The 21,874-nt window shown below is 73.4% G+C and carries 21 protein-coding genes; 6 read left to right on the forward strand and 15 right to left on the reverse strand.

Translation table 11 applies throughout. The features are described 5' to 3' along the window. Positions 1-114: 114 nt before the first annotated feature. From ACF09E_RS10315 to ACF09E_RS10350, 8 genes are all read right to left on the reverse strand, one after another. Positions 115-762: a TetR/AcrR family transcriptional regulator gene (locus ACF09E_RS10315; protein ID WP_361854641.1), complete on the reverse strand. Its 648-nt coding sequence runs from the start codon at positions 760-762 to the stop codon at positions 115-117. Positions 763-877: 115 nt separating this feature from the next. Further along, complete coding sequence (locus tag ACF09E_RS10320) at positions 878-1,675, reverse strand: ABC transporter ATP-binding protein (protein WP_383431652.1); 798 nt, start codon at positions 1,673-1,675, stop codon at positions 878-880. Beyond that, on the reverse strand, positions 1,668-2,597 hold the full coding sequence (locus ACF09E_RS10325) for an ABC transporter permease (RefSeq protein WP_392204751.1): 930 nt from the start codon (positions 2,595-2,597) through the stop codon (positions 1,668-1,670). Before ACF09E_RS10325 ends, ACF09E_RS10320 begins: the two co-directional genes overlap by 8 nt. 49 nt (positions 2,598-2,646) lie before the next feature. Next, on the reverse strand, positions 2,647-3,492 hold the full coding sequence (locus ACF09E_RS10330; RefSeq protein ID WP_392205012.1) for a glycosyltransferase family 2 protein: 846 nt from the start codon (positions 3,490-3,492) through the stop codon (positions 2,647-2,649). Positions 3,493-3,539: 47 nt separating this feature from the next. Further along, a complete protein-coding gene (locus ACF09E_RS10335; protein ID WP_361854632.1) occupies positions 3,540-4,319 on the reverse strand; it encodes a CDP-alcohol phosphatidyltransferase family protein in 780 nt (259 codons plus the stop codon). Then, positions 4,297-5,358 carry an iron-containing alcohol dehydrogenase family protein gene (locus ACF09E_RS10340; RefSeq protein WP_392204752.1) on the reverse strand — a complete coding sequence of 354 codons (1,062 nt, stop codon included), beginning with the start codon at positions 5,356-5,358 and terminating at the stop codon, positions 4,297-4,299. The genes ACF09E_RS10335 and ACF09E_RS10340 overlap by 23 nt, the downstream gene beginning before the upstream one ends. Next, positions 5,346-6,083, reverse strand: coding sequence for a sugar phosphate nucleotidyltransferase (locus tag ACF09E_RS10345; RefSeq protein ID WP_392204753.1), 738 nt, complete (start codon positions 6,081-6,083; stop codon positions 5,346-5,348). Before ACF09E_RS10345 ends, ACF09E_RS10340 begins: the two co-directional genes overlap by 13 nt. Continuing rightward, the gene (locus tag ACF09E_RS10350) at positions 6,080-7,867 is read right to left on the reverse strand and encodes a DUF5941 domain-containing protein (protein WP_392205013.1); all 1,788 of its coding nucleotides are present in this window, start codon (positions 7,865-7,867) and stop codon (positions 6,080-6,082) included. The genes ACF09E_RS10345 and ACF09E_RS10350 overlap by 4 nt, the downstream gene beginning before the upstream one ends. Positions 7,868-8,306: 439 nt before the next feature. On the opposite strand from ACF09E_RS10350, the gene ACF09E_RS10355 reads away from it, so the two are divergent. From ACF09E_RS10355 to idi, 3 genes are all read left to right on the forward strand, one after another. After that, positions 8,307-9,248 carry a cation diffusion facilitator family transporter gene (locus tag ACF09E_RS10355; protein ID WP_392204754.1) on the forward strand — a complete coding sequence of 314 codons (942 nt, stop codon included), beginning with the start codon at positions 8,307-8,309 and terminating at the stop codon, positions 9,246-9,248. 195 nt (positions 9,249-9,443) lie between these two features. Continuing rightward, positions 9,444-10,691: a bifunctional class I SAM-dependent methyltransferase/N-acetyltransferase gene (locus ACF09E_RS10360; RefSeq protein WP_392204755.1), complete on the forward strand. Its 1,248-nt coding sequence runs from the start codon at positions 9,444-9,446 to the stop codon at positions 10,689-10,691. Between the two features lie 152 nt (positions 10,692-10,843). Next, positions 10,844-11,464, forward strand: coding sequence for an isopentenyl-diphosphate Delta-isomerase (idi, locus tag ACF09E_RS10365; protein WP_392204756.1), 621 nt, complete (start codon positions 10,844-10,846; stop codon positions 11,462-11,464). Here the strand turns inward: idi and ACF09E_RS10370 are convergent. After that, positions 11,430-11,987 (reverse strand): ATP-binding protein, encoded by a 558-nt coding sequence (locus ACF09E_RS10370; RefSeq protein WP_361857540.1) that lies wholly within the window; start codon positions 11,985-11,987, stop codon positions 11,430-11,432. The genes idi and ACF09E_RS10370 overlap by 35 nt on opposite strands. A gap of 94 nt (positions 11,988-12,081) precedes the next feature. Beyond that, positions 12,082-12,744: an HdeD family acid-resistance protein gene (locus tag ACF09E_RS10375; RefSeq protein WP_392204757.1), complete on the reverse strand. Its 663-nt coding sequence runs from the start codon at positions 12,742-12,744 to the stop codon at positions 12,082-12,084. A 66-nt stretch (positions 12,745-12,810) separates the two neighbouring features. Between ACF09E_RS10375 and ACF09E_RS10380 the strand changes: the two genes are divergently transcribed. After that, positions 12,811-13,554, forward strand: coding sequence for an enoyl-CoA hydratase/isomerase family protein (locus tag ACF09E_RS10380; protein WP_392204758.1), 744 nt, complete (start codon positions 12,811-12,813; stop codon positions 13,552-13,554). 144 nt (positions 13,555-13,698) lie between these two features. On the opposite strand, the gene ACF09E_RS10385 is transcribed toward ACF09E_RS10380, so the two are convergent. Together ACF09E_RS10385 and ACF09E_RS10390 are read right to left on the reverse strand one after the other, a co-directional pair. Then, positions 13,699-14,343, reverse strand: a complete 645-nt coding sequence (locus ACF09E_RS10385; RefSeq protein ID WP_392204759.1) for a DJ-1/PfpI family protein — start codon at positions 14,341-14,343, stop codon at positions 13,699-13,701. A gap of 67 nt (positions 14,344-14,410) precedes the next feature. Further along, positions 14,411-15,382, reverse strand: coding sequence for a GlxA family transcriptional regulator (locus tag ACF09E_RS10390; RefSeq protein ID WP_392204760.1), 972 nt, complete (start codon positions 15,380-15,382; stop codon positions 14,411-14,413). 121 nt (positions 15,383-15,503) lie between these two features. Here ACF09E_RS10390 and ACF09E_RS10395 point away from each other — a divergent pair, with 121 nt between their 5' ends. Next, positions 15,504-16,373, forward strand: a complete 870-nt coding sequence (locus ACF09E_RS10395) for a hypothetical protein (RefSeq protein ID WP_392204761.1) — start codon at positions 15,504-15,506, stop codon at positions 16,371-16,373. A gap of 121 nt (positions 16,374-16,494) precedes the next feature. Further along, positions 16,495-18,942, forward strand: a complete 2,448-nt coding sequence (locus ACF09E_RS10400; RefSeq protein WP_392204762.1) for a Tex family protein — start codon at positions 16,495-16,497, stop codon at positions 18,940-18,942. 106 nt (positions 18,943-19,048) lie between these two features. On the opposite strand, the gene ACF09E_RS10405 is transcribed toward ACF09E_RS10400, so the two are convergent. From ACF09E_RS10405 to ACF09E_RS10415, 3 genes are read right to left on the reverse strand one after another with little or no spacing between them, the layout of a single operon-like run. Then, entirely contained in the window at positions 19,049-19,450 is a 402-nt protein-coding gene (locus ACF09E_RS10405) for a hypothetical protein (RefSeq protein WP_392204763.1), read from the reverse strand. Next, on the reverse strand, positions 19,447-20,175 hold the full coding sequence (locus ACF09E_RS10410; RefSeq protein WP_392204764.1) for a 2-phosphosulfolactate phosphatase: 729 nt from the start codon (positions 20,173-20,175) through the stop codon (positions 19,447-19,449). The genes ACF09E_RS10405 and ACF09E_RS10410 overlap by 4 nt, the downstream gene beginning before the upstream one ends. A gap of 34 nt (positions 20,176-20,209) precedes the next feature. Beyond that, positions 20,210-21,847, reverse strand: coding sequence for an ABC-F family ATP-binding cassette domain-containing protein (locus tag ACF09E_RS10415; protein ID WP_392204765.1), 1,638 nt, complete (start codon positions 21,845-21,847; stop codon positions 20,210-20,212). Between the last annotated feature and the right edge of the window lie 27 nt (positions 21,848-21,874).

A 21,874-nucleotide genomic window follows, 5' to 3' on the forward strand; every position in this document is an offset into this window, starting at 1 on the left:
CAGCTTACGTGGCACGGCGGCAGCCGCCATTCCGGGGTGCCGGGCGTCCGGGCGTGCGGCCGCACGCCTCGTCAACACGCCTGAGCTGGGCGGGAGTTCGAACCTCCGGTGCGGTCAGAGCGCCCGGGTGCCGGAGACGACCATGGCGAGGGTGGTCTCGACGACGGCGTTCCTGCGCTGCGCCGGGAGGCGCCGGAGGGGCCCTTCGAGCAGCAGGAGTGACAGTCCGTGCACGGCCGACCACGCGGCGGCGCCCGCGGCCGGACGGACGACCGGACGGGGGGTGCCGAGGCGGGCGAGGCCCTCCAGGGCGTCGCGGAGCAGGGTGAACGCGCGGAGCTCGGGCTCGGGTGCCCGGCCCTCCGGCATCGGCCCGGGGGTCCCGTCCGGCCGGGGCACGCAGAACGCGGCCCGGTAGAGGCCCGGCTGGTCCACGGCGAAGCCGACGTAGCCCCGGCAGAGGGCGACCAGCCGTCGCTCGGCCGCGAGGGCGGGGTCGTCGGCTCCGGGCTCGCGGCCCGCGGCCTGCTCCATGGCGTCGGCGAGCAGGCACCGGGCGTGTGTCCTGACGGTCCGGAGGAGTTCGCCCCGGCCCTCGAAGTGCCGGTAGGCGGCGGTGGGCGAGACGCCCACCCGGCGGGCCGCCTCGCGCAGGACGACCCGCTCGGGGCCGCCCTCGGTCGCGAGGTCGACGGCGGCGCAGATCAGCGCGTTGCGCAGGTCGCCGTGGTGGTAGGTCTTTCCCCCCGAGATCGCTGCCATGGGCTCATCCTGCCCGATGTTGCCAGCATGAACATTCCGGGTGGCGGAACGACGCGCGGAAAAGGGACCGCCCCCGCCGGGAGGGCGGGGGCGGCGCGCCGGGAGGGAGCGGGGGTCAGCGGGCGGTCTCCCGCTCGTACGCCCGGAGGACCTCGTCCGTGGGCCCGTCCATCAGGAGCTGGCCCTTCTCCAGCCAGAGCACCCGGTCGCAGGTGTCCCGGATGGACTTGTTGCTGTGGCTCACCAGGAAGACCGTGCCGGCCTCCTTGCGGAGCTCGCGGATGCGCTCCTCGGAGCGGATCTGGAACTTGCGGTCGCCCGTCGCCAGCGCCTCATCGATGAGGAGGACGTCGTGGTTCTTGGCGGCGGCGATCGCGAAGCGGAGCCGGGCGCCCATGCCGGAGGAGTAGGTGCGCATGGGCAGGCTGATGAAGTCGCCCTTCTCGTTGATGCCGGAGAAGTCGACGATGCCCTCGTAGCGCGAGCGCACCTCCTCGCGGCTCATGCCCATGGCGAGACCGCCCAGGATCACGTTGCGCTCACCCGTGAGGTCGTTCATGAGGGCCGCGTTGACGCCCAGGAGCGAGGGCTGGCCGTCGGTGTAGACCTTGCCGCTCTCGGTGGGCAGCAGCCCGGCGACGGCACGCAGGAGGGTGGACTTCCCGGAGCCGTTGGAGCCGATCAGGCCGATGGCCTCGCCGCGGTAGGCGGTGAAGGTGACGCCGCGGACCGCGTGGACCTTGCGGACGCCCCGGCTGACCTCGGCCTTGCCGCGGCCGACGATGCGGCTGAGCGCCGCCGTGGCGCTGCCCTTGCCGCCGCCGCCGGTGTTGACCCGGTAGACGATGTGGACGTCGTCGCAGATGACGGTGGGAACGTCGGAGCGCTTCGCGCTCGTGTCGGTGTCAGCCACGGCCGTACCTCTCCTCGGCCTTCCAGAAGTAGACGAAGCCGCCGATGCCGAAGACCAGGGCCCAGGCGAGCGCGGTCATCCAGACGTGCGCCGGCAGGTTCTCGGCGCCGTAGCCGTCGATCAGCGCGTACCGGATCAGGTCCATGTAGACGGCCGCCGGGTTGTACATGAGGATGTCGCCGATCCACGCCGGCTTGTCGGCGAGCATCGTGCGGAGCGAGAACATCACGCCGGACGCGTACATCCAGGTGCGCATCACGAACGGCATGAGCTGCGCGAGGTCGGGGGTCTTCGACCCCATCCTGGCCATGATCATGGCCAGGCCGACGTTGAACACGAACTGCAGGAACAGGCCCGGGATCACCAGCAGCCACCGGAGGGAGGGGTAGCTGCCGAACGAGACCACGATCGCCACGAGCACGATCATCGAGTACAGCAGCTGCTGGAGCTGCTGGAGCGAGAAGGAGATCGGCAGGGAGGCCCGGGGGAAGTGCAGGGCCCTCACCAGGCCCAGGTTCCCGGAGATCGCCCGGACGCCGGCCATGACCGAGCTCTGGGTGAAGGTGAACACGAAGATGCCGGTGACCAGGAACGGGATGTACACGTCCTTGGACATCCCCTGGCTCGCGCCCAGGATGAGCCCGAAGATCAGGTAGTAGACCAGGGCGTTCAGCAGCGGGGTCGCCACCTGCCACACCTGGCCGAGCTTGGCCTGGCTGTACTGGGCGGTCAGCTTCGCCGAGGAGAACGCCATGATGAAGTGGCGGCGGCTCCACAGCTCACGGACGTACTCGAACAGTCCGGGCCTGGCGCCGCTGACCGAGAGGCCGTACTTCGCGGCCAGCGCGGCCGGCGGGAGTCCCTCGTCGACGGACGGGGGCGCGCTCGTCGCGACCGCCCCGCCCTGCTGTGTGTCACTCACAAGTCGAAACTTTCGTGTTCAAGATGCGCGGCACGTCGGTACCACGATGTCAGACGACCGGGGGGCGACCCAGCCGGGTCAGCCGCCACACCGTACGCCACCTCATGGGGCGGCGCGGTCCGCAGGGGGTCCTCCAGCCCTCGCGGAAACCGCCGGACCACGCCTTCAGTGCGGAGAGCGAGGGCCGGCGGGCCAGGGTGAGGAGGAGCCAGACGCCGAGATAGGCCGGCACCAGGGGCGCGGGCAGATTGCGGCGTGCCAGCCAGACTCGGTTGCGGGCCACGTTGAAGTGGTACGAGGCGTGCCGGGAGGGTGCTGTGGTGGGGTGCAGGAGCACCATGTCCGCACGGTAGTCGATCATCCAGTCGGCGTCGAGCGCGCGCCAGGCGAGGTCGGTCTCCTCGTGCGCGTAGAAGAACTCGTCGGGCAGACCGCCGACTTCGGCGAACACCTTGGTGCGGACGGCGTTGGCCCCGCCGAGGAAGGTCGTCACCCGCGAGGAGCGCAGCGGATCGGAGGCGCGGAGCCTCGGCACGTGCCGGCGCTGGGTGGCGCCGGTCTCCGGATCGGCGATCCGGAAGCTGATGATGCCGAGGCGCGGGTCGGCGGTGAAGGCCTGCCGGACCAGTTCCGCGGTGTCCGGGTGGGCGAGCCGCCCGTCGTCGTCCAGGAAGAGCAGGACGTCGACGTCGGTGCCGCCGGGGCCGAAGGCCTCGATGCCGGTGTTCCGGCCGGCGGGGATGCCGACGTTCTCCGGCAGGTCGACGGTCCGCACCCAGTCGGGCACCCCGGTGACCGGGGTGCCCTGCCCGACGACGACGACCTCGACGCGGTCGCCGTCCTGCGCGGCGACCGAGTCGATCAGCGCGCGCAGGTCGTCGGGGCGGTTGCCCATCGTGATGACGACGGCTCCCACCCTGAGCGGCGTGCTCACGGCCGGCCTCACTTCAGCCTGCTCGAAACCATGATCGACACGAGGTGCAGCACGGTCTGGAGCAGTGCGATGCCGGCGAGGACGGCCACCCCGAGGCGGGTGAAGAACAGGTCGCCCCTGATCTGGTCCGCGACCGCCAGGACGACGATCAGCAGCGAGGCCTCGATGCCGAGGACCAGCCGGTGGAACTTCAGCGCGCCGGCGGCCCTGCGGGCCAGCGCCATGCCGGAGGAGCGCGGCTCGGAGGCCGCCTCCTTGACCGGCGGCAGACCGCCCTGGTGCCGGGCGACGCCGACGAGGTCGGTCTCGGCCTTGATCAGGATCGCGCCGAGCGCGGCCAGGGTGCCGAGGAAGGCCCAGAGCCAGTCGATCCGGCCCGAGCCCCACAGGTCGGCGGCCCGGAGGCCGAATCCGACCAGCACCGCGGCGTCGCACAGGTAGGCGCCGACCCGGTCCAGGTAGACGCCGGACAGCGAGAACTGCTTCTTCCAGCGGGCCACCTCGCCGTCGACGCAGTCGAGCAGCAGGTAGAGCTGGACCATGAGCGCGCCGAGCACCGCGCCGGGGATCCCGGGCACCAGCAGGGCCGGTGCCGCGAGGACGCCCGCGAGGGTCATCACGTACGTGAGCTGGTTCGGCGTGATCCGGGTGCCGACGAGCCGCCGGGTGATCCGGAGCGAGATCTCCCGCATGTACAGGCGGCCGCCCCAGTGCTCCCCGCTGCGCCGGTCCTTGACGCCCGGGGGGTGGACGACCGGGCGGAGCTCAGCTACCGATGGCTTTGGCATAGTCGGCGTACGCGTCCCTGATCTGGTCGTCGGACAGGTCGAGGTGTTCGAGGATGGTGAAGCGGCCCGGCCGGGTCTGCGGGGCGAAGGACACCGCCTGGACGAACTCGTCCACGCTGAATCCCATCTCCTCCGGCGTGACCGGCAGCCCGTGCCGGCGCAGGGTCTCGACCATCAGGCCGGAGCCCTCGTGGGCTCCGCGCAGGTGCATGGCGAAGGCCGCGCCGAGACCGCACTGCTCGCCGTGGCTGGCGGCGCGGGCCGGGAAGAGCAGGTCGAACGCGTGGCTGATCTCGTGGCAGGCGCCCGAGGAGGGGCGGCTGTCCCCGCTGATCGACATCGCGATGCCGGACATCACCAGGCCCTCGGAGAGGGTGACGAGGAAGTCGTCGTCGCCGACGCCGCCGGGGTGGCGGAGCACGGCCTCTCCGGCGCTGCGGGCCATGGCGGCCGCGAGACCGTCGACGGGCTCCCCGGTCACCTCGTGGGAGAGCTCCCAGTCCGCGATGGCGGAGAGGTTGGAGATCGCGTCGCCGATGCCGGAGCGCACGAAGCGGACCGGGGCGTCCCTGATCACGTCCAGGTCGATGACCAGGGCGATCGGGGTCGGCACACCGTACGAGCCCCGGCCGTTGTCGTTGTCCAGGGTCGAGATCGGGGAGCAGATCCCGTCATGCGACAGGTTGGTGGCGATGGCCACGAGCGGCAGCCCGACCCGGGCCGCCGCGTACTTCGTCACGTCGATGATCTTGCCGCCGCCGAGGGCGACCACGGCGTCGTACCGCTTGCCGCGCATGGCGTCGGCGAGCTTCACGGCCTCGTCGATGGTGCCGCCGGAGACCGGGTACCAGTCGGCGCCGGGCAGCTCGGGCGCGAAGTGGTCGCGCAGCTTCAGGCCCGAGCCGCTGCTGATGGCGACGGCGATCTTGCCGTTGCTGGAGATGCGCTGGTCCGCCAGGAGCGCGGACAGGTCGTCCAGCGCTCCCCGGCGGATGTCGACGACGACCGGTGAGGGAATCAGTCGGGTCAGTACTGGCACGCGATCTCACGGCCCTTCGCGAGGTCGTCGTGGTTGTCGATCTCGACCCACTTGACGTCACCGATGGGCTCGACGTCGACGGTGAAGCCGCGGTTGACCAGCTCCTGGTAGCCGTCCTCGTAGTAGAGGTCGGGGTCGCGCTCGAAGGTGGCCTTGAGGGCGTCGGCGAGCTCCTCGGCGGCCTCGGCCTCGATGAGGGTGACACCGATGTACTCGCCGGTGGCGGTGGCCGGGTCCATCAGCTTGGTGATGCGCTGGACGCCCTTGCCCTCGGCGGTGATGACCTTCATCTCCTCGTCGGCGAGGTTCTTCACCGTGTCGAGGGCGAGGATGATCTTCTTGCCGTCGCCGCGGGCGGCGAGCAGGGTCTTCTCGACGGAGACGGGGTGGACGGTGTCGCCGTTGGCGAGGATCACACCGCGCTTGAGGACCTCACGGGCGCACCACAGGGAGTAGGCGTTGTTCCACTCCTCGGCCTTGTCGTTGTCGACGAGGGTGATCTCGAGCCCGTACTTCGCCTCCAGGGCCTCCTTGCGGTCGTAGACGGCCTCCTTGCGGTAGCCGACGACGATCGCGACCTCGGTGAGGCCGATCTCGGCGAAGTTCTTCAGCGTCCCGTCGAGAATCGTGGTCTCGCCGTCGACAGGCACCAGGGCCTTCGGGAGCGTGTCGGTGTAGGGGCGCAGACGCCGTCCGGCACCGGCTGCCAGTACGAGACCGATCATGCTGTTTCTCCTTCGTCATGTACGGCGGGTGCTCCGGAGGACACCCAGAAGCGGATGGACTCCACGAGCACCACCAGCGCGATGGTGACCGCCAGGGCGGTGAGCGCCAGGGTGAAGTCGTTGCCACGGCTCGCCAGCAGGGCGGCGAGGACGGTCACCAGCAACGTGCGGCCCTCGTGACCGCCGATCGTGCGCACCAGCCACGTGGGCGGCGCGCCGGTGCCGCCGCGGATGCGGTACACCGTGTCGTAGTGATGGTAGGCGACGGCGGCCACCAGTCCGTAGGCGGCGGGCAATGCCCCGTTCACCTCGGACCGGGCCGCCAGGACGAGGATCGTGCCGTACTCCGCGGCACGGAAGAGCGGCGGCAGCAGCCAGTCGAGGGCGCCCTTGAGCGGGCGGGCGACGGCGGCGCCGGCGAAGACCGCGTAGAAGACGGCGGCGACGACGGTCTGGTCGGAACCGAAGGGGCGGCCGAGGGCCGCGGCGAGCAGCGCGCCGGTGGCGATCAGCGCGAGGACCAGCGGCGGGAGCATCAGGATGCCGGTGCGGCCGAGGACGCGGTGGGTGAGCGCGGCGAGCGGTCCGGAGTCCGTGAGGTCCGCCAGGGCCTGGGCGGCCCGGTCGGTCCGCTTCGCCTTGCGGCGTGCCAGGGAGCGCAGGACGCGTCCCGCCGTGGTGTAGCAGGCGCCGAAGGCGCAGCCGGCGATCAGGGCCCAGAAGACGATCCGCGGGGTGGTGACGGCGGTCAGGACCGCGATCATGGCCCAGCGCTCGCCGATCGGCAGGATGATCATCCGGCGGGCCCAGACGGTCCAGCCCAGGCTGTCGAGCCGGCTGGAGACGGCGAGGCTCGTCCTGGCCGTGGCGCCCGTGCTCTCGGCGTTGGCCTCGTTGAACGCGAAGTCGACCACGTGCCGGCAGGTCATGAGGATCATCGCGCCGAGCGCGAGGGCCCAGACGTCGTCGCCGTTGCGGGCCGCGCCGAGGGCGAGGCCGGCGTAGAAGGCGTACTCCTTGGCGCGGTCGAAGGTGGCGTCGAGCCAGGCCCCCATCGTCGAGTACTTGAGCGCGTAGCGGGCGAGCTGCCCGTCGGTGCAGTCGAGGACGAAGGAGACGAGGAGGAGGACGCCGGCGGCGACGTAGCCGCCGCGCGTGCCGGTCGCCGCGCAGCCGGCCGCGATCAGGGCGGTGAGCAGCGAGGCGGTGGTGACCTGGTTGGGGGTCAGTCCGCGTCGCGCGCACCAGCGGGCGATGTAGCGCGAGTACGGGCTGATGAAGAAGGTGGTGAAGAAGCCGTCGTGGGCCTTCACCGCGGAGCGGAGGCGGACCGCCTCGTCGTCGACGGCGTCCACGGCGGCGCGGGCCTCGTGGCGCGCCTCGGCGTCGGCGGGCACGGTGGCGACGAGGGTGCCGAGCTGGGGCCGGTGCACGGCGACGCCGTCGGCGTCGAGGGCGTCGGCGAGCGTCCCGGTGAGGTCGTCACCGGCGGCGGTGCTCAGGGCGCGGGCGAGCGCCGGGCGGGCGCCGTTCTGCACGGTGAGCGCGCCGGGTGCGGCGGCCGCCGGGAACCGGGGGTCGGTGAGGGCGAGGCGCAGCGCGTGCACATGGCCGACGAACCGGGGGTCGACGAGCGCGACGCGCTCACCCGCGGGGACGGTGGCGAGCAGGGCGCCGGTCTCCTCGGGGCCCGCGGCGGTCCGGACGTCGAAGCCGAGCGACCGCAGATCTCCGTCGAGCGAGGATCCGGGTGCCGGCGGGCCGGTGAGGATGGCGGTCGACAGACGAACTCACTCCTTGGAGCTGACGGAGGGGCCGGCGGGACCCATGGCGGCCCCGGGCGCGGCGGTGCGGCCCGGCACGGGGCGGCGACACGTCGGCTGAGGCTATCGGATGAAACAGAGCACGAGTTCACCGAGGCTTTGCGGGCCGGACTCCCCCGGGTCCACCCACGTCCGCACGGGCGCGCGCGGTTCCGTGGAGATCATCCCGGGCGATCGGGGGCCGGGCGGGCGGCACGGCGGCCACAAACCCCGGCCGGGTGCCCGTCCGCGCCCCGGGAGCGGGCACCGGCGGCCCGATCCGGCCGCCACCGGTCCGGAATGCATCGCCGCAGGTCAGAGCATATGACAACGGTGTTCAGTACCGTGTTGCGCATACCCCCCACCCGTAGTTGACTTGCGACTCGGGGCACCTGCGAACCGACGATCTGGAGGCCATGTCATGGGGGCTGGACACGACCACGGGCATCACCACGGCGGCCCTGCGCCGACGGGTACGGCCGGGGCCGCGTACAAGAACCGGTTGCGCGTCGCGCTCGGCATCACGCTCTCCGTGATGGTGATCGAAATCATCGGCGGAGTGCTCTCCGACTCGCTCGCGCTGATCGCGGACGCGGCCCACATGGCCACCGACGCGGTCGGCCTCGCGATGGCGCTGCTGGCGATCCACTTCGCCAACCGGCCGCCCTCGGGGAACCGCACCTTCGGGTTCGCCCGGGCCGAGATCCTCGCGGCGCTCGCCAACTGCCTGCTGCTCCTCGGCGTCGGCGGCTACGTGCTCTACGAGGCGGTCCAGCGCTTCTTCGAGCCGGCCGAGACCAAGGGCGGCCTGGCGATCGCGGTCGCGGCGATCGGCCTGGTCGCGAACATCGTCTCGCTGTCGCTGCTCATGCGGGGCCAGAAGGACAGCCTCAACGTGCGCGGGGCGTACCTGGAGGTGCTCGCGGACGCGCTGGGCTCGGTCACGGTCATCGTCGCGGCCGGCGTCATCCTCGTGACCGGCTGGCAGTACGCCGACCCGATCGCCTCCATCCTGATCGGCCTGATGATCGTCCCCCGGACGGTCAAGCTGCTCCGCGAGACGCTGGACGTCCTCCTGGAGGCGGCCCCCAAGGGCGTCGACATGATGGAGGTGCGGGCCCACATCCTGGCCCTGCCGGGCGTCGAGGACGTGCACGACCTGCACGCCTGGACGATCACCTCCGGCATGCCGGTGCTCTCGGCGCACGTGGTGGTGGACCAGGACGCGCTCGACTCGGTCGGGCACGAGAAGATGCTGCACCAGCTCCAGGGATGCCTGGGCTCGCACTTCGACGTGGAGCACTGCACCTTCCAGCTGGAGCCCGCGGGGCACGCCGAGCACGAGGCCGGGCTGTGCCTGTGAGGAAGGCGCCCTGCTAGTCTTTTCGTACGAACGCGTGGAGAGAGGAGCTGAGGTTGATGACCGTCGCGATGGAGGCTGCCCCGAGCGGCAGCACCCGGTCCTTCCTCAGCCTCCGGGTCTCCGGCTGACGAGATCCCGGTTCCCACCGGTACGTCACGTCGTCGGCCGGGACCCTCTCACCAAGGGTTTCCCACGTTGTCCGACAACGCTTCACGCGATTCCTTCTTCGCCCTGCACCACGGTCTTCCGCGGCAGGGCCCCGGCTCCGACGCCACCACGCGTCGCCTCCTCGCGCTCTGCGGGCCGCTTCCCGAGCGTCCGCGCGTGCTCGACCTGGGCTGCGGCCCCGGTCGCTCCGCGCTGCTCCTGGCGGCCGAGGCGGGCGCCGAGGTGACCGCCGTCGACCTCCACGAGCCGTTCCTCGCGGAACTGCGGCGCTCCGCCGCCGACCGCGGGCTCGACGGCTCGATCCGCACCCTGCGCGCCGACATGGGCGCGCTGCCGTTCCCCGACGGCTCCTTCGACCTGGTCTGGGCGGAGAGCTCGGCCTACTCGATCGGCTTCGACCGGGCCCTCGACACGTGGCGCGGCCTGCTCGCGCCGGGAGGTTCCCTGGTGCTCACCGAGTGCCTGTGGACCACCGAGGCGCCCGCCCCCGCGGCCCGTGCCTTCTGGGACGAGCACTATCCGCTCCGCACCCTCCGGGCGAACACGGCCGCGGCGGTCGACGCCGGCTACCACATCCTCGGGACCGTCCTGCAGCCCGAGGGCGACTGGGACGAGTACTACGGTCCGCTCGGGGCGCGCGCCGACGCGGCCGACCTCTCGCTGCCCGGTATGGCCGGGGCGGTGGACGCGACCCGCGCCGAGATCGCGATGCGGCGCGATCACGGCTCCGACTACGGGTACGCGGGATTCGCCCTGCGGCCCGCCGATCCGCGCTGGCGGACCCGCCCGGAGGCCGCCGGGGAGGCCGAGCAGATCCGGCCGCTGGTGGCGGCCGCCTTCGGCTCGGACGCGGAGGCCGAGCTGGTCGACGCCCTGCGGCGGGACCCCGACGCCTGGCTCCCCGGCCTGTCGTTCGTGGCGGAGGCGCCGGACGGCTCGATCGCGGCCCACGCCCTGCTCACCCGCTGCCGGGTGGACGGGGCCCCGGCGGCCGCGCTCGCTCCGGTCGCGGTGGCGCCCGGGCACCAGCGGACCGGGGCCGGCAAGGCCGTCGTCCGGGCGCTGCTCGACGCGGCGCGGCTCCGCGGCGAGTCGCTCGTGCTCGTCCTGGGGCACCCGGAGTACTACCCGACGTTCGGGTTCGAACGGGCGTCCGCGTACGGAATCCGGCCAGGTTTCGAGGTTCCGGACGAGGCGATGATGGCGCTCGTCCTGGACGGGGCCGCGCCCGTCCCGCACGGCACGATCGCCTATCCGGCGGCTTTCGGGGTCTAGCGGCCCCGTGACGCCGCTCCGCTCCCGCCGCACCGGCTGTACTCCGGTGTGGTGGGAGCGGCCACGTCCGGCCGCTGAAGTACGGACAAGCCGCTTTTGTACGGCAGACTGAGGTGGCCCCACCGGGGCGAGGACCGAAGCGAAGGATGGGTATGCCGACCACACCAGCCACCGCGGCGCAGATCTCGCCGGAGATCATGTCGAACGGTGTCCAGCCGTCCGAATCCCCGGAGCCGATCATGCTCGAACTGGTCGACGAGGACGGGACGACCATCGGTACGGCGGAGAAGCTCGCCGCGCACCAGGCGCCCGGGCTGCTGCACCGCGCCTTCTCCGTCTTCCTCTTCGACGAGGCGGGCCGGCTGCTGCTCCAGCGCCGGGCCCTGGGGAAGTACCACTCCCCCGGCGTCTGGTCGAACACCTGCTGCGGCCACCCCTACCCGGGCGAGGCGCCGTTCGCGGCCGCCGCCCGGCGGACCTTCGAGGAGCTGGGCGTCTCGCCCACCCTGCTCGCGGAGGCCGGCACCGTCCGGTACAACCACCCGGACCCGGCCTCCGGCCTGGTGGAGCAGGAGTTCAACCACCTCTTCGTCGGCCTGGTGCAGGCCTCGCCGCGCCCGGACCCGGAGGAGATCGACGACACCGCGTTCGTCACCGCGGGCGAGCTGGCCGAGCGCCACGCCGCCGCGCCCTTCTCCGCCTGGTTCATGACGGTGCTGGACGCGGCGCGTCCGGCGATCAGGGAACTGACGGGTCCGTCCGGGGGCTGGTGACGACCGGCTGGTGGATCGTCGCCCCCGGCCCCGGTGCCATCGGGGCCAGGGGCAGCGCCGCCCAGATGATCTTGCCGCCGCTCGCGGTGTGCTCGACGTCGCACGCGCCCCCGGACTCCTGGGCGATCTCGCGGACCAGGAGCAGCCCGCGGCCGCCCGTCTGCCCGTAGTCCGCCTCCAGCGCCTTGGGGCGGTACGGGTGGTTGTCCTCGACGGACACGCGGATCCACTCGGGCCCGATGGCCACCTCCACCGCTATCTCCGGGGACAGCAGCGCCGCGTGCCGCACGGCGTTGGTCACCAGCTCGGAGACGATCAGCAGCAGGCCGTCCATGATCTCCTCATGGACGGGGACGCCCTGGCGGACCAGCAGGTCGCGTACGGCGTGCCGGGCCTGCGGGACGGAGACGTCGACCGCGGCAGCGGTGAAGCGCCAGACTCCTTCGTAGGACGGTTGCCGGGCGGGGCCACCTCCGTGGTCCTCCACGGTACGGTTCCCACCCTCGTGCTCGATTCTCGCCACGGATCGAGTCTTGGCAATCCGCGCAGGCGGACCGACCTACTGACCAGAAGTCGACACGTATCGGCCGCTTTCCGATCGGGTGAGGATGTCGATGTCAGTTGTTCGACTGATCGGGCGCGCTTTCTGACTGCTCCGGGGGCGCACCGGACACCGGCGTCGGCGTCACCATACTGACGATCCGTCGCCCGCCCACCCCGATCGCGATCAGGCCGAGGCCGTCGAAGAGCAGCGCGAGCGAGAAGAAGACCCCGAGGACGTACCGGCTGCTGTCCGGCCAGTCGAACAGGACGAGCAGGCCGAGCAGCAGCCCGAAGGCGCCCTGGAGCAGGGTCCAGCCGAACTGCGGGCCGCGGACCACCACGCTGCCGACCAGGCGGAAGAGGCCGCCGGTGAGGAAGAGCAGCGCGGCGAACATGGTCAGCGCCTCGGCCGAGCCCTCCGGATGGCGGATGACCACGACACCGGCCGCGATGTTCAGGGCGGCCACCACCACGGCGAGCCAGAAGTAGCTCGTGCCGCGCGACTGGATCGCCTGGAGGAGTCCGACGACCCCGCCGATCAGCAGCAGCCAGCCGAAGAGCAGCATCGAGGTCAGCGTGGCGAGGCCGGTGTAGACGAGGCCGACGACCCCGCCGATCACCAGCAGGACGCCGAGCACCGCCAGCCAGCTGAAGTTCCGGTTGAGCCGCTTGCCCTCGCGGGCCATCTCGCGGACGGGGTCCGTCGCCCCGTCCGGCTCGTGGGCGTCCTTGGCCATGCGCTGCCTCCTCGGGACGACCCCTTCCTGATCGTACGTTCGGGTGCGGCGGATAGCATCCGGCCCATGGAGCCGCAGCTGAAGGACAGCGTCACCGACGGGATCGCCACCGTCGTCATCGCCAACCCCGCCAAGCGCAACGCGATGAGCGCCGGGATGTGGCGGGCGCTGCCGGGCGTCCTGGACCGGCTGGCCGCCGACCCCGCCGTCCGGGTGCTGGTCCTGACGGGCGAGGGCGACACCTTCTGCGCCGGGGCCGACATCTCGGCGCTCCGTGAGCCCGGGGACGAGCAGCAGGCGCTGGCGGTACGGGCCGAGGAGGCGCTCGCCGCGTTCCCCCGGCCGACGCTGGCGGCCGTCCGGGGCTTCTGCGTGGGCGGCGGCAGCCAGCTCGCGGCCGCCTGCGACCTGCGGTTCGCCGAAGAGGGTGCCCGCCTCGGGATCACCCCGTCGAAGCTCGGCATCGTCTACGCGTCCTCTTCGACCCGGCGGCTCACCGCGCTGGTGGGCCCCTCGGCCGCGAAGTACCTGCTGTTCTCCGGAGAGTTGATCGACGCCGAGCGCGCACTGCGGACCGGCCTCGTGGACGAGCTGCACCCGGTGGGCGGGCTGGACAAGCGGGTCGCGGAGTTCGCCCGGGTCCTCGCCTCGCGCTCGCTGCTGACCCAGGCGGCGGCCAAGGAGTTCGCCGACGGGCGCCTGGACCGGGACGCCCACTGGGCGGAGCAGGCACGGGGCAGCGGCGACACCGCGGAGGGTGTCGCCGCCTTCCTGGAACGCCGGCCGCCCCGCTTCACCTACGGCGGCTGAGACCGGCCGGACCGCGGCTCGGCCCGCGAGACGCACGGCGGCCGGGGCCCGGGCGAGCCACCACTGGGCCGCGAGACGCACGGCGGCCGGAGCCTGGGCGAGGCACCGCCGGGCCCGCGTGACGCACGGCGGACGGGGCCTCGGTCAGCGTCCCTGGGGCAGGTCCTCCGTCCGCACCCCGCGCCAGCGCGCGACGATCTCCGCGGGGGCCTTCTCCGGGGAACCCGCGTCGTACGGCGGCTGCGGGTCGTACTCGGTGAGCAGCTGGATCGTCTGCGCGGCCTCGTCGCCGCCGATCCGGCCGAGCAGGTGCAGCGCCATGTCGATGCCCGAGGAGACCCCGGCGGCGGTGACGTACTTGCCGTCGAAGACGACCCGCTCGCCGGTGGTCTCCACGCCCAGCGCCTTCAGCTCGTCGAAGGCGAGCCAGTGGGTGGTGGCCCGGCGGCCGTCCAGCACGCCGGCGGCGGCCAGGATCAGGGATCCGGTGCAGACGGAGGTGGTCCAGGTGCTGGTCCGGTCGGCGGTCCGCAGCCACTCCTGGATCTCCGGGTCGTGCATGACCGCGCGGGAGTCGGGCCCGCCGGGGACCAGGACGATGTCCGGGCGCGGTACCTCGGCGAGGGTCTTGTCGGCGACGAGGGCGAGGGTGCCCTGGTCGTTGCGGACGGGACCGGCCTCCTTCGCCACGAAGACGGTCTCGGCGCCGGGGAGCCGGGCGAGGAGCTCGTACGGGCCGACGGCGTCGAGCGTGGTGAAGCCCTGGTAGATCAGAACGGCGATCTGCACGGTGCTGCCTTTCGGTGGGACGGGCGGGGGCCGGTCGGCGGATCGCGGCCGGCCGGCGGCCGCGGGGTCAGCGGACGGGTGAGTGGAAGCGGCGGCGGTAGTCGGCGGGCGCGGTGCCGAGGGACCGGGTGAAGGCGCGGCGCATGGCCTCGGGCGTGCCGTAGCCCGAGGCGCGGGCGACCTCCTCGACGCCCCGGGAGGTCTCCTCCAGGAGGCGGCGGGCGTGTTCGAGGCGCACCCGGTCGACGTACCGGCCGGGCGTGGTGCCCGTCTCGGCCTGGAAGGCACGGGCGAAGTGCCGGGGCGAGAGCCGGGCGCGGGCGGCGAGGGACTCCACGGAGAGGTCGTCGCCGGGGTGCTCGGTGATCCACTGCTGGAGGTCGCGCAGCGGTTCCCGGCGGGCGGTCTGGGCCGCGAGCTGGACGCTGAACTGGGCCTGGTTGCCGGGGCGGCGCAGGAAGACGACCAGGTGCCGGGCGACGGTGAGCGCGACGTCCCGGCCGAGGTCGTCCTCCACCAGGGCGAGGGCCAGGTCGATGCCGGCCGTGACGCCGGCGGAGGTGGCGAGCCGCCCGTCCCGGACGAAGATCGGGTCCGGGGCCACCTCGACGTCGGGGTAGCAGCGGGCCAGGTGGTCGCAGGCCGCCCAGTGGGTCGTCGCCCGGTGTCCGTCGAGGAGCCCGGCCTCGGCGAGGAGCAGGGCCCCGGTGCAGACGGAGACCAGCCGGGCGGCGCCGGGGGCGTGGGTGCGCAGCCAGTCGATCAGCGCCGGATCGGGCTCCCGGGTGCCCTCCCCGCCGGGGACGACCAGGGTGTGCGGCGCTCCCCCGGCGACCGCCCCGGCGAGGGTGGTGTCGGGGAGCAGGCGCAGTCCGCTCTGGCTGCGGACGGGTCCGCCGTCCAGGGAGGCGGTGCGGATCGGGTACGCCCCCGGGTCTCCGGCGGCGCGTCCGGCACCGGCGAACACCTCGTAGGGGCCGGTGACGTCGAGGCTCTGCACGCCGTCGAAGAGGACGACGAGGACGGGTCGCTGCGTCATGACTCCATCCTGGGAGGGTACGGGGACGGCCGCAACGACGCCGACCCCACCTTTCCTGCCATCGTCCGTCGCGCGCCGTCCGGAGGTTCCCGTCGTACCGACCAGTCGGTAACCTACGGGCATGACGACGACTGCTCTGCCGCCCCGCGCGGGACGCCGCTGCCACAACGCCCTCAACCCGCTGCACTCGACGCTCTTCTTCTCGCCCGACCTGGACCGCGAGTTCGGGGCGCTGGGCTTCACCGACCCGGCCTCGATGCGCCTGGCCGCGCGCAGCGCCGCCCTCGGCGCGGTCGGTCCCGGCACGGTCGCCGCGGCCTTCTACAACTACAACCACGAGCTGCTCGCCCGGCACCTCCCGGCCGTCTGGGACATCGCCTCCCCCGCCCGGGTCCTGGAGGCGCGGCTGCGGAGCGCCGACGCCACGCTGCGACGGCTGCTCGGCGCGGAGGCCGTCGTGTCCGCCGAGATGGCCGAGGCCGCGGAGCTCGCCCTGCGCGCCGCCGAGGCCTGCACCCGGCACGCCCGGCCGCTCTACTCGGCCCACGCGGACCTCCCGGTGCCCGAGGAGCCCCACCTCGCCTACTGGCACGCCGCCACGCTGCTGCGCGAACACCGGGGCGACGGCCACCTCACGGCCCTGCTCTCGGCCGGCCTCGACCCCGTCGAGGCCCTCGTCTCGCACACCGCCACGGGCAAGGGCATGACCCCGCGCTGGGTGCTCGGCTCCCGGGGCTGGCGGCGCAACGACTGGGAGGCCGCGGCGGAGCGGCTGCGCGGGCGCGGCCTCCTGGACGCCGAGGGAGAACTGACCGAGGCGGGCACCGCCCTCCGCGCCGCGGTGGAGGAGCACACGGACCGCCTCGACACCGCCCCGTACGAGCACCTCGGGGCCCCCGGGGTCGAGCGGCTCACCGAGCTGGGGCGCGGCTTCCTGGCGACGGCCGCCGGCGCGGGCGCCTTCCCGGCCGATCTCGTCGGCAAGGGCTGACCGCGGGGCCCCCGCCGGCGCCCGGGGACGCGCGCGGAACGGGCCGGTTACCGCGTACGGGTGACCGACCCGGCACAATGCACTCGCAAGCTTGAGGCACGAGAAGGCGAGTCGGGACACCGTGACGACGTCCATCGAGGCAAGGATCGCCGAGGAGCTCGGCGTACGCGAGCGACAGGTGAAGGCAGCCGTCGAGCTGCTCGACGGCGGTTCGACCGTGCCGTTCATCGCCCGCTACCGCAAGGAAGCGACGGAGATGCTCGACGACGCGCAGCTCCGCACCCTGGAGGAGCGGCTGCGCTACCTGCGCGAGCTGGAGGACCGCCGGTCGGCGATCCTCGACTCGGTACGCGAGCAGGGGAAGCTGACCGAGGAGCTGGAGGCCCGCATCCGGGCGGCCGACACCAAGGCGCGCCTGGAGGACATCTACCTGCCCTTCAAGCCCAAGCGCCGGACGAAGGCGCAGATCGCCCGCGAGGCCGGTCTGGGGCCGCTGGCGGAGGGGCTGCTGGCCGACCCGACCGTGGAGCCCGCCGCGGCCGCCGCCGCCTTCGTGGACGCGGACAAGGGCGTCGCCGACGCCGCGGCGGCCCTGGAGGGCGCGCGGGCGATCCTCGCCGAGACGTTCTCCGAGGACGCCGACCTCATCGGCGACCTGCGCGAGCGCATGTGGGGCCGCGGCCGGCTGGTGGCGAAGGTGCGCGAGGGGCAGGAGGAGGCCGGATCGAAGTTCGCCGACTACTTCGACTTCGCCGAGCCCTTCACCGCCCTGCCCTCGCACCGGGTGCTCGCCATGCTGCGCGGCGAGAAGGAGGACGTGCTCAGCCTCGACCTGGAGCCGGAGGAGCCCTCCGAGACCCCCGGCCCCTCCTCGTACGAGGGGATCGTCGCGCACCGCTTCGGGGTGGCCGACCGCGGGCGCCCCGGCGACAAGTGGCTCCAGGACACGGTCCGCTGGGCCTGGCGGACCCGCATCCTCGTCCACCTCGGGATCGACCTGCGGCTGCGGCTGCGGACGGCCGCCGAGGACGAGGCGGTCCGGGTCTTCGCCACCAACCTGCGCGACCTGCTGCTCGCCGCCCCGGCCGGCACCAGGGCGACGCTCGGCCTCGACCCGGGCTTCCGCACCGGCGTGAAGGTCGCCGTGGTCGACGCGACCGGCAAGGTCGTCGCCACCGACACGATCCACCCCCACGTGCCGGCGAACAAGTGGGACCAGGCGCTGGAGCGGCTGGCCCGCCTCGCCCGGGAGCACGCGGTCGAGCTGGTCGCCATCGGCAACGGCACGGCCTCCCGCGAGACGGACAAGCTGGCGGCCGAACTCCTCGCCAAGCACCCCGAGTTGAAGCTGACGAAGGTGATGGTCTCGGAGGCGGGCGCCTCGGTCTACTCGGCGTCGGCGTTCGCCTCGCAGGAACTGCCGGGCCTCGACGTGTCGTTGCGGGGCGCGGTCTCCATCGCCCGGCGGCTCCAGGACCCGCTCGCGGAGCTGGTGAAGATCGACCCGAAGTCCATCGGCGTCGGCCAGTACCAGCACGACCTGGCCGAGGTGAAGCTCTCGCGCTCGCTCGACGCGGTCGTCGAGGACTGTGTGAACGGTGTCGGGGTCGACGTCAACACCGCCTCCGCGCCGCTGCTCTCCCGGGTCTCGGGCATCAGCTCGGGCCTCGCGGAGAACATCGTGGCGCACCGGGACACCAACGGCCCGTTCCGCTCCCGGCGTGCGCTCAAGGACGTGGCCCGCCTCGGCCCGAAGGCGTACGAGCAGTGCGCGGGCTTCCTGCGCATCCGGGGCGGCGACGACCCGCTCGACTCCTCCTCCGTGCACCCGGAGGCCTACCCGGTGGTGCGCCGGATGGTGAAGGCGACCGGCGGCGAGGTCGCGGCGCTCATCGGCGACACGGGGACGCTGCGCTCGCTGCGGGCGGACGACTTCGTCGACGAGACCTTCGGTCTGCCCACCGTGACGGACATCCTCCGCGAGCTGGAGAAGCCGGGCCGCGACCCGCGTCCGGCGTTCCGGACGGCGACCTTCGCGGAGGGCGTCGAGAAGATCGGCGACCTGGCGTCCGGCATGGTCCTGGAGGGCGTCGTCACCAACGTGGCGGCCTTCGGGGCGTTCGTGGACATCGGTGTGCACCAGGACGGCCTGGTGCACGTCTCGGCGATGTCGAAGACCTTCGTCAAGGACCCGCGCGACGTGGTGAAGCCCGGCGACGTGGTGAAGGTGAAGGTGCTCGACGTCGACATCCCGCGCAAGCGGATCTCGCTGACCCTGCGGCTCGACGACGAGCCCGGGGCGGCGGCCGACGGCGGGTCCGGGCGCGAGCGCGGCGACCGGGGCGGGCGTCCGCCGCAGCAGCGGCAGGGCGGTGGCGGCGGCGGTCGCCGGTCCGAGCGCGGGGGCCAGGGCGGCCGGAGCGGACAGGGCGGCCAGGCCGGCCGCGGCGGGCAGTCCGAGCGGGGCGGCCGGGACCGGTCGTCCGCGCCCGCGCCCGCGAACAGCGCGATGGCCGACGCCCTCCGCAAGGCCGGGCTGCTGGGCGAGGGCGGCGGCAAGCGCCGCTGACGGAGCCCGCACCGGGATCGTCCCCGCCGGCCGCCCGGGCCGGCGGGGGCGTCTCGCGGGCCGCCCGGCGGGACACCCCCGCCGGGCGGCGGCCACCCTGCGGGCCCTACGGCAGGAAGCGGAGGGCCCAGTCGGCGCGGTGGGCGACGGAGAGGTCGTCGTCCCCCGTCAGCGGCTGGAGGAGGTCCCGGGCCGTCTTCGGGTCGGCCTGGACCAGGTCGACGATCTCGGTGGCCAGACCGTCCTGGTCGTCGCCGAGGTCGACCGCGGAGGCCCGGATCAGGGCCGGGAGGGTCTCCGGGCCGCCGATCGCCGCGAGGACGCCGCCCAGCAGCTCGCGCGCGTAGGCGTTGCGCTCGGCGAGGGCGCGGTCGAGCTCCGCCTGGAGGCGCGGCAGCAGCCCGGCGTCGCCCGAGGCGGCGATCTCGTCGGCGAGGTCGATCGTCTCGTCCACGTCGGCGTCGAGGTCGTCCAGCATCTCGGTCAGCCGGGTCAGTAGGTCGGTCATGGTGCCTCCTGGAATGCGCCGTCCACGAGCACGGGGACGGTCGTCGAGCTGTCGGTCTCGGCGGCCACGGCCACGTCCTGCGGAAAGCCGTACTCGTACAGTTCACGACCCGAGTCACAGCCCTGCAAGGCGGCGACGGGGTCCTCGGTGGCCGACCACAGCACGGCCGCCGCGGTCGCCTCCGGGGTGAGGAGGTGCGGGCCGGCGGCCCGTAGCCCGGCGAGGACGGCGCCCGCGCCGAGCAGGTCCTCCAGCGCCGGACGCAGCGAACCGTCCGGCCACCGCTCGCCGGCCGCGACGACCGCGACCGGGCGGTCGGCGGAGCCGTACCCCCGTTCGGCGAGCCAGCGGGCGACCGCCGTGTGGTTGCGCAGCGAGGCGGCGACGACGGTCGCGCCCGCGGCCTCCGCGGCGATGGTGGAGCCGTTCGGCGAGGGCAGGACGAGGCGGGCCGGCGCCGGTGCGGCGCGAAGGGCCGCCGGGGAGAGCGTCCACGGGTGGTCGGGGGTGGCCTCGCGGCGCCCGACGGCGAGGGTCGCGCCGACGTCGCGCGCGTGGGCGGCGGCCGTCGCGTCCCGCCACCGGTACGGGTGGACGGCCGTGCCGGCCTCGACGGCGACGCCCACGGCGGTGGTGAAGGACAGGACGTCGACGACGACCACGCAGACGGCCGAGGGGCCGAGGACCCGTGCTTCGACGGGCCCCCAGCCGAACGAGACCGTCACCGCGGGCCCCGGTCCGCCGGCTGCGAGGTCGGCATCAGAGCTCGGTGGCCTTGCCGTCGGCGACCTCGACGCGCCGCGTGGTGCGGACCGCGTCGAGCATCCGCCGGTCGTGGGTGACGAGCAGCAGGGTGCCGGTGTACGAGTCGAGCGCGGACTCCAGCTGCTCGATGGCCGGCAGGTCGAGGTGGTTCGTCGGCTCGTCGAGGACGAGCAGGTTCACGCCCCGGCCCTGGAGCAGCGCGAGCGCGGCGCGGGTCCGCTCCCCCGGGGAGAGCGTGGTCGCGGGCCGCATCACGTGGACGGCCTTGAGGCCGAACTTCGCCAGCAGGGTGCGGACCTCGGCGGGCTCGGTGTCGGGCACGGCCGCGCAGAACGCCTCCAGGAGCGTCTCCGTGCCGTGGAAGAGCCGGCGGGCCTGGTCGACCTCGCCGACGACGACGCCCGAGCCGAGGACCGCGTCCCCGGAGTCCAGCGGCAGCCGGCCGAGCAGGGCGGCGAGCAGGGTCGACTTCCCGGCGCCGTTGGCCCCGGTGACGGCGACCCGGTCGGCCCAGTCGATCTGGAGGGTGACGGGGCCGAAGGCGAAGTCGCCGCGGCGCACCTCGGCCTCGCGGAGCGTGGCGACGACGGAGCCGGAGCGGGGCGCGGCGGCGATCTCCATCCGCAGCTCCCACTCCTTGCGGGGCTCGTCGACGACGTCGAGGCGCTCGATCATGCGCTGGGTCTGGCGGGCCTTCGCGGCCTGCTTCTCGCTGGCCTCGCTGCGCGCGTTGCGTCCGAGCTTGTCGCCGTCGGTGGCCTTGCGGCGGGCGTTCCTGACGCCCTTGTCCATCCAGGAGCGCTGCATGTGGCCGCGGGCTTCGAGGGCGGCCTTCTTGCCGGCGTACTCCTCGTAGTCCTCGCGGGCGTGCCGCCGGGCCCGGTCCCGCTCCTCCAGGTAGGCCTCGTAACCGCCGCCGTACAGGGTGATCTGCTGCTGGGCGAGGTCGAGTTCGAGGACCTTGGTGACCGTGCGGGTGAGGAACTCGCGGTCGTGGCTGATGACGACCGTGCCGGCGCGGAGTCCCTTCACGAACCCTTCGAGGCGCTCCAGGCCGTCGAGGTCGAGGTCGTTGGTGGGCTCGTCGAGCAGGAAGACGTCGTAGCGGGAGAGCAGGAGCGAGGCGAGGCCGGCGCGGGCGGCCTGGCCGCCGGAGAGGGAGGTCATCGGCTGGTCGAGGCCGACGGTGAGGCCGAGCGAGCCGGCGACCTCGTCGGCGCGCTCGTCCAGGTCGGCGCCGCCCAGGTTCAGCCAGCGCTCCAGGGTGGTCGCGTACGCGTCGTCGGCGCCCGGGGTGCCGTCGACGAGGCCCTGGGTGGCCTCGTCCATCGCCGTCTGGGCGGCGGCGACGCCGGTGCGCCGGGCGAGGAACTCCCGCACGGTCTCCCCCGCGCGCCGCTCGGGCTCCTGCGGGAGGTGGCCGACGGAGGCGGTGGGCGGCGAGAGCCTGAGCTCGCCCTCCTCGGGGGTGTCGAGCCCGGCGAGCAGCCTCAGCAGGGTCGACTTGCCGGCGCCGTTGACGCCGACGAGGCCGATGACGTCGCCGGGGGCGACGACGAGGTCGAGCCCGGCGAAGAGGGTGCGTTCGCCGTGGCCGGCGGCGAGGTCCTTGGCGACGAGGGTTGCAGTCATCAGGGTACGAATCCTAGGCGACCCGGG

This window comes from Streptomyces sp. NPDC014891 (genome assembly GCF_043081085.1).
GTDB lineage: Bacteria > Actinomycetota > Actinomycetes > Streptomycetales > Streptomycetaceae > Streptomyces.

Excerpts from the sequence above, each read along its gene's own strand:
- ACF09E_RS10315 (WP_361854641.1), bottom strand. The coding sequence starts at position 762 with ATGGCAGCGATCTCGGGGGGAAAGACCTACCACCACGGCGACCTGCGC.
- ACF09E_RS10330 (WP_392205012.1), bottom strand. The coding sequence starts at position 3,492 with ATGGGCAACCGCCCCGACGACCTGCGCGCGCTGATCGACTCGGTCGCC.
- ACF09E_RS10335 (WP_361854632.1), bottom strand. The coding sequence starts at position 4,319 with ATGCCAAAGCCATCGGTAGCTGAGCTCCGCCCGGTCGTCCACCCCCCG.
- ACF09E_RS10345 (WP_392204753.1), bottom strand. The coding sequence starts at position 6,083 with ATGATCGGTCTCGTACTGGCAGCCGGTGCCGGACGGCGTCTGCGCCCC.
- ACF09E_RS10355 (WP_392204754.1), top strand. The coding sequence starts at position 8,307 with ATGGGGGCTGGACACGACCACGGGCATCACCACGGCGGCCCTGCGCCG.
- idi (WP_392204756.1), top strand. The coding sequence starts at position 10,844 with ATGCCGACCACACCAGCCACCGCGGCGCAGATCTCGCCGGAGATCATG.
- ACF09E_RS10375 (WP_392204757.1), bottom strand. The coding sequence starts at position 12,744 with ATGGCCAAGGACGCCCACGAGCCGGACGGGGCGACGGACCCCGTCCGC.
- ACF09E_RS10380 (WP_392204758.1), top strand. The coding sequence starts at position 12,811 with ATGGAGCCGCAGCTGAAGGACAGCGTCACCGACGGGATCGCCACCGTC.
- ACF09E_RS10390 (WP_392204760.1), bottom strand. The coding sequence starts at position 15,382 with ATGACGCAGCGACCCGTCCTCGTCGTCCTCTTCGACGGCGTGCAGAGC.
- ACF09E_RS10395 (WP_392204761.1), top strand. The coding sequence starts at position 15,504 with ATGACGACGACTGCTCTGCCGCCCCGCGCGGGACGCCGCTGCCACAAC.
- ACF09E_RS10405 (WP_392204763.1), bottom strand. The coding sequence starts at position 19,450 with ATGACCGACCTACTGACCCGGCTGACCGAGATGCTGGACGACCTCGAC.
- ACF09E_RS10415 (WP_392204765.1), bottom strand. The coding sequence starts at position 21,847 with ATGACTGCAACCCTCGTCGCCAAGGACCTCGCCGCCGGCCACGGCGAA.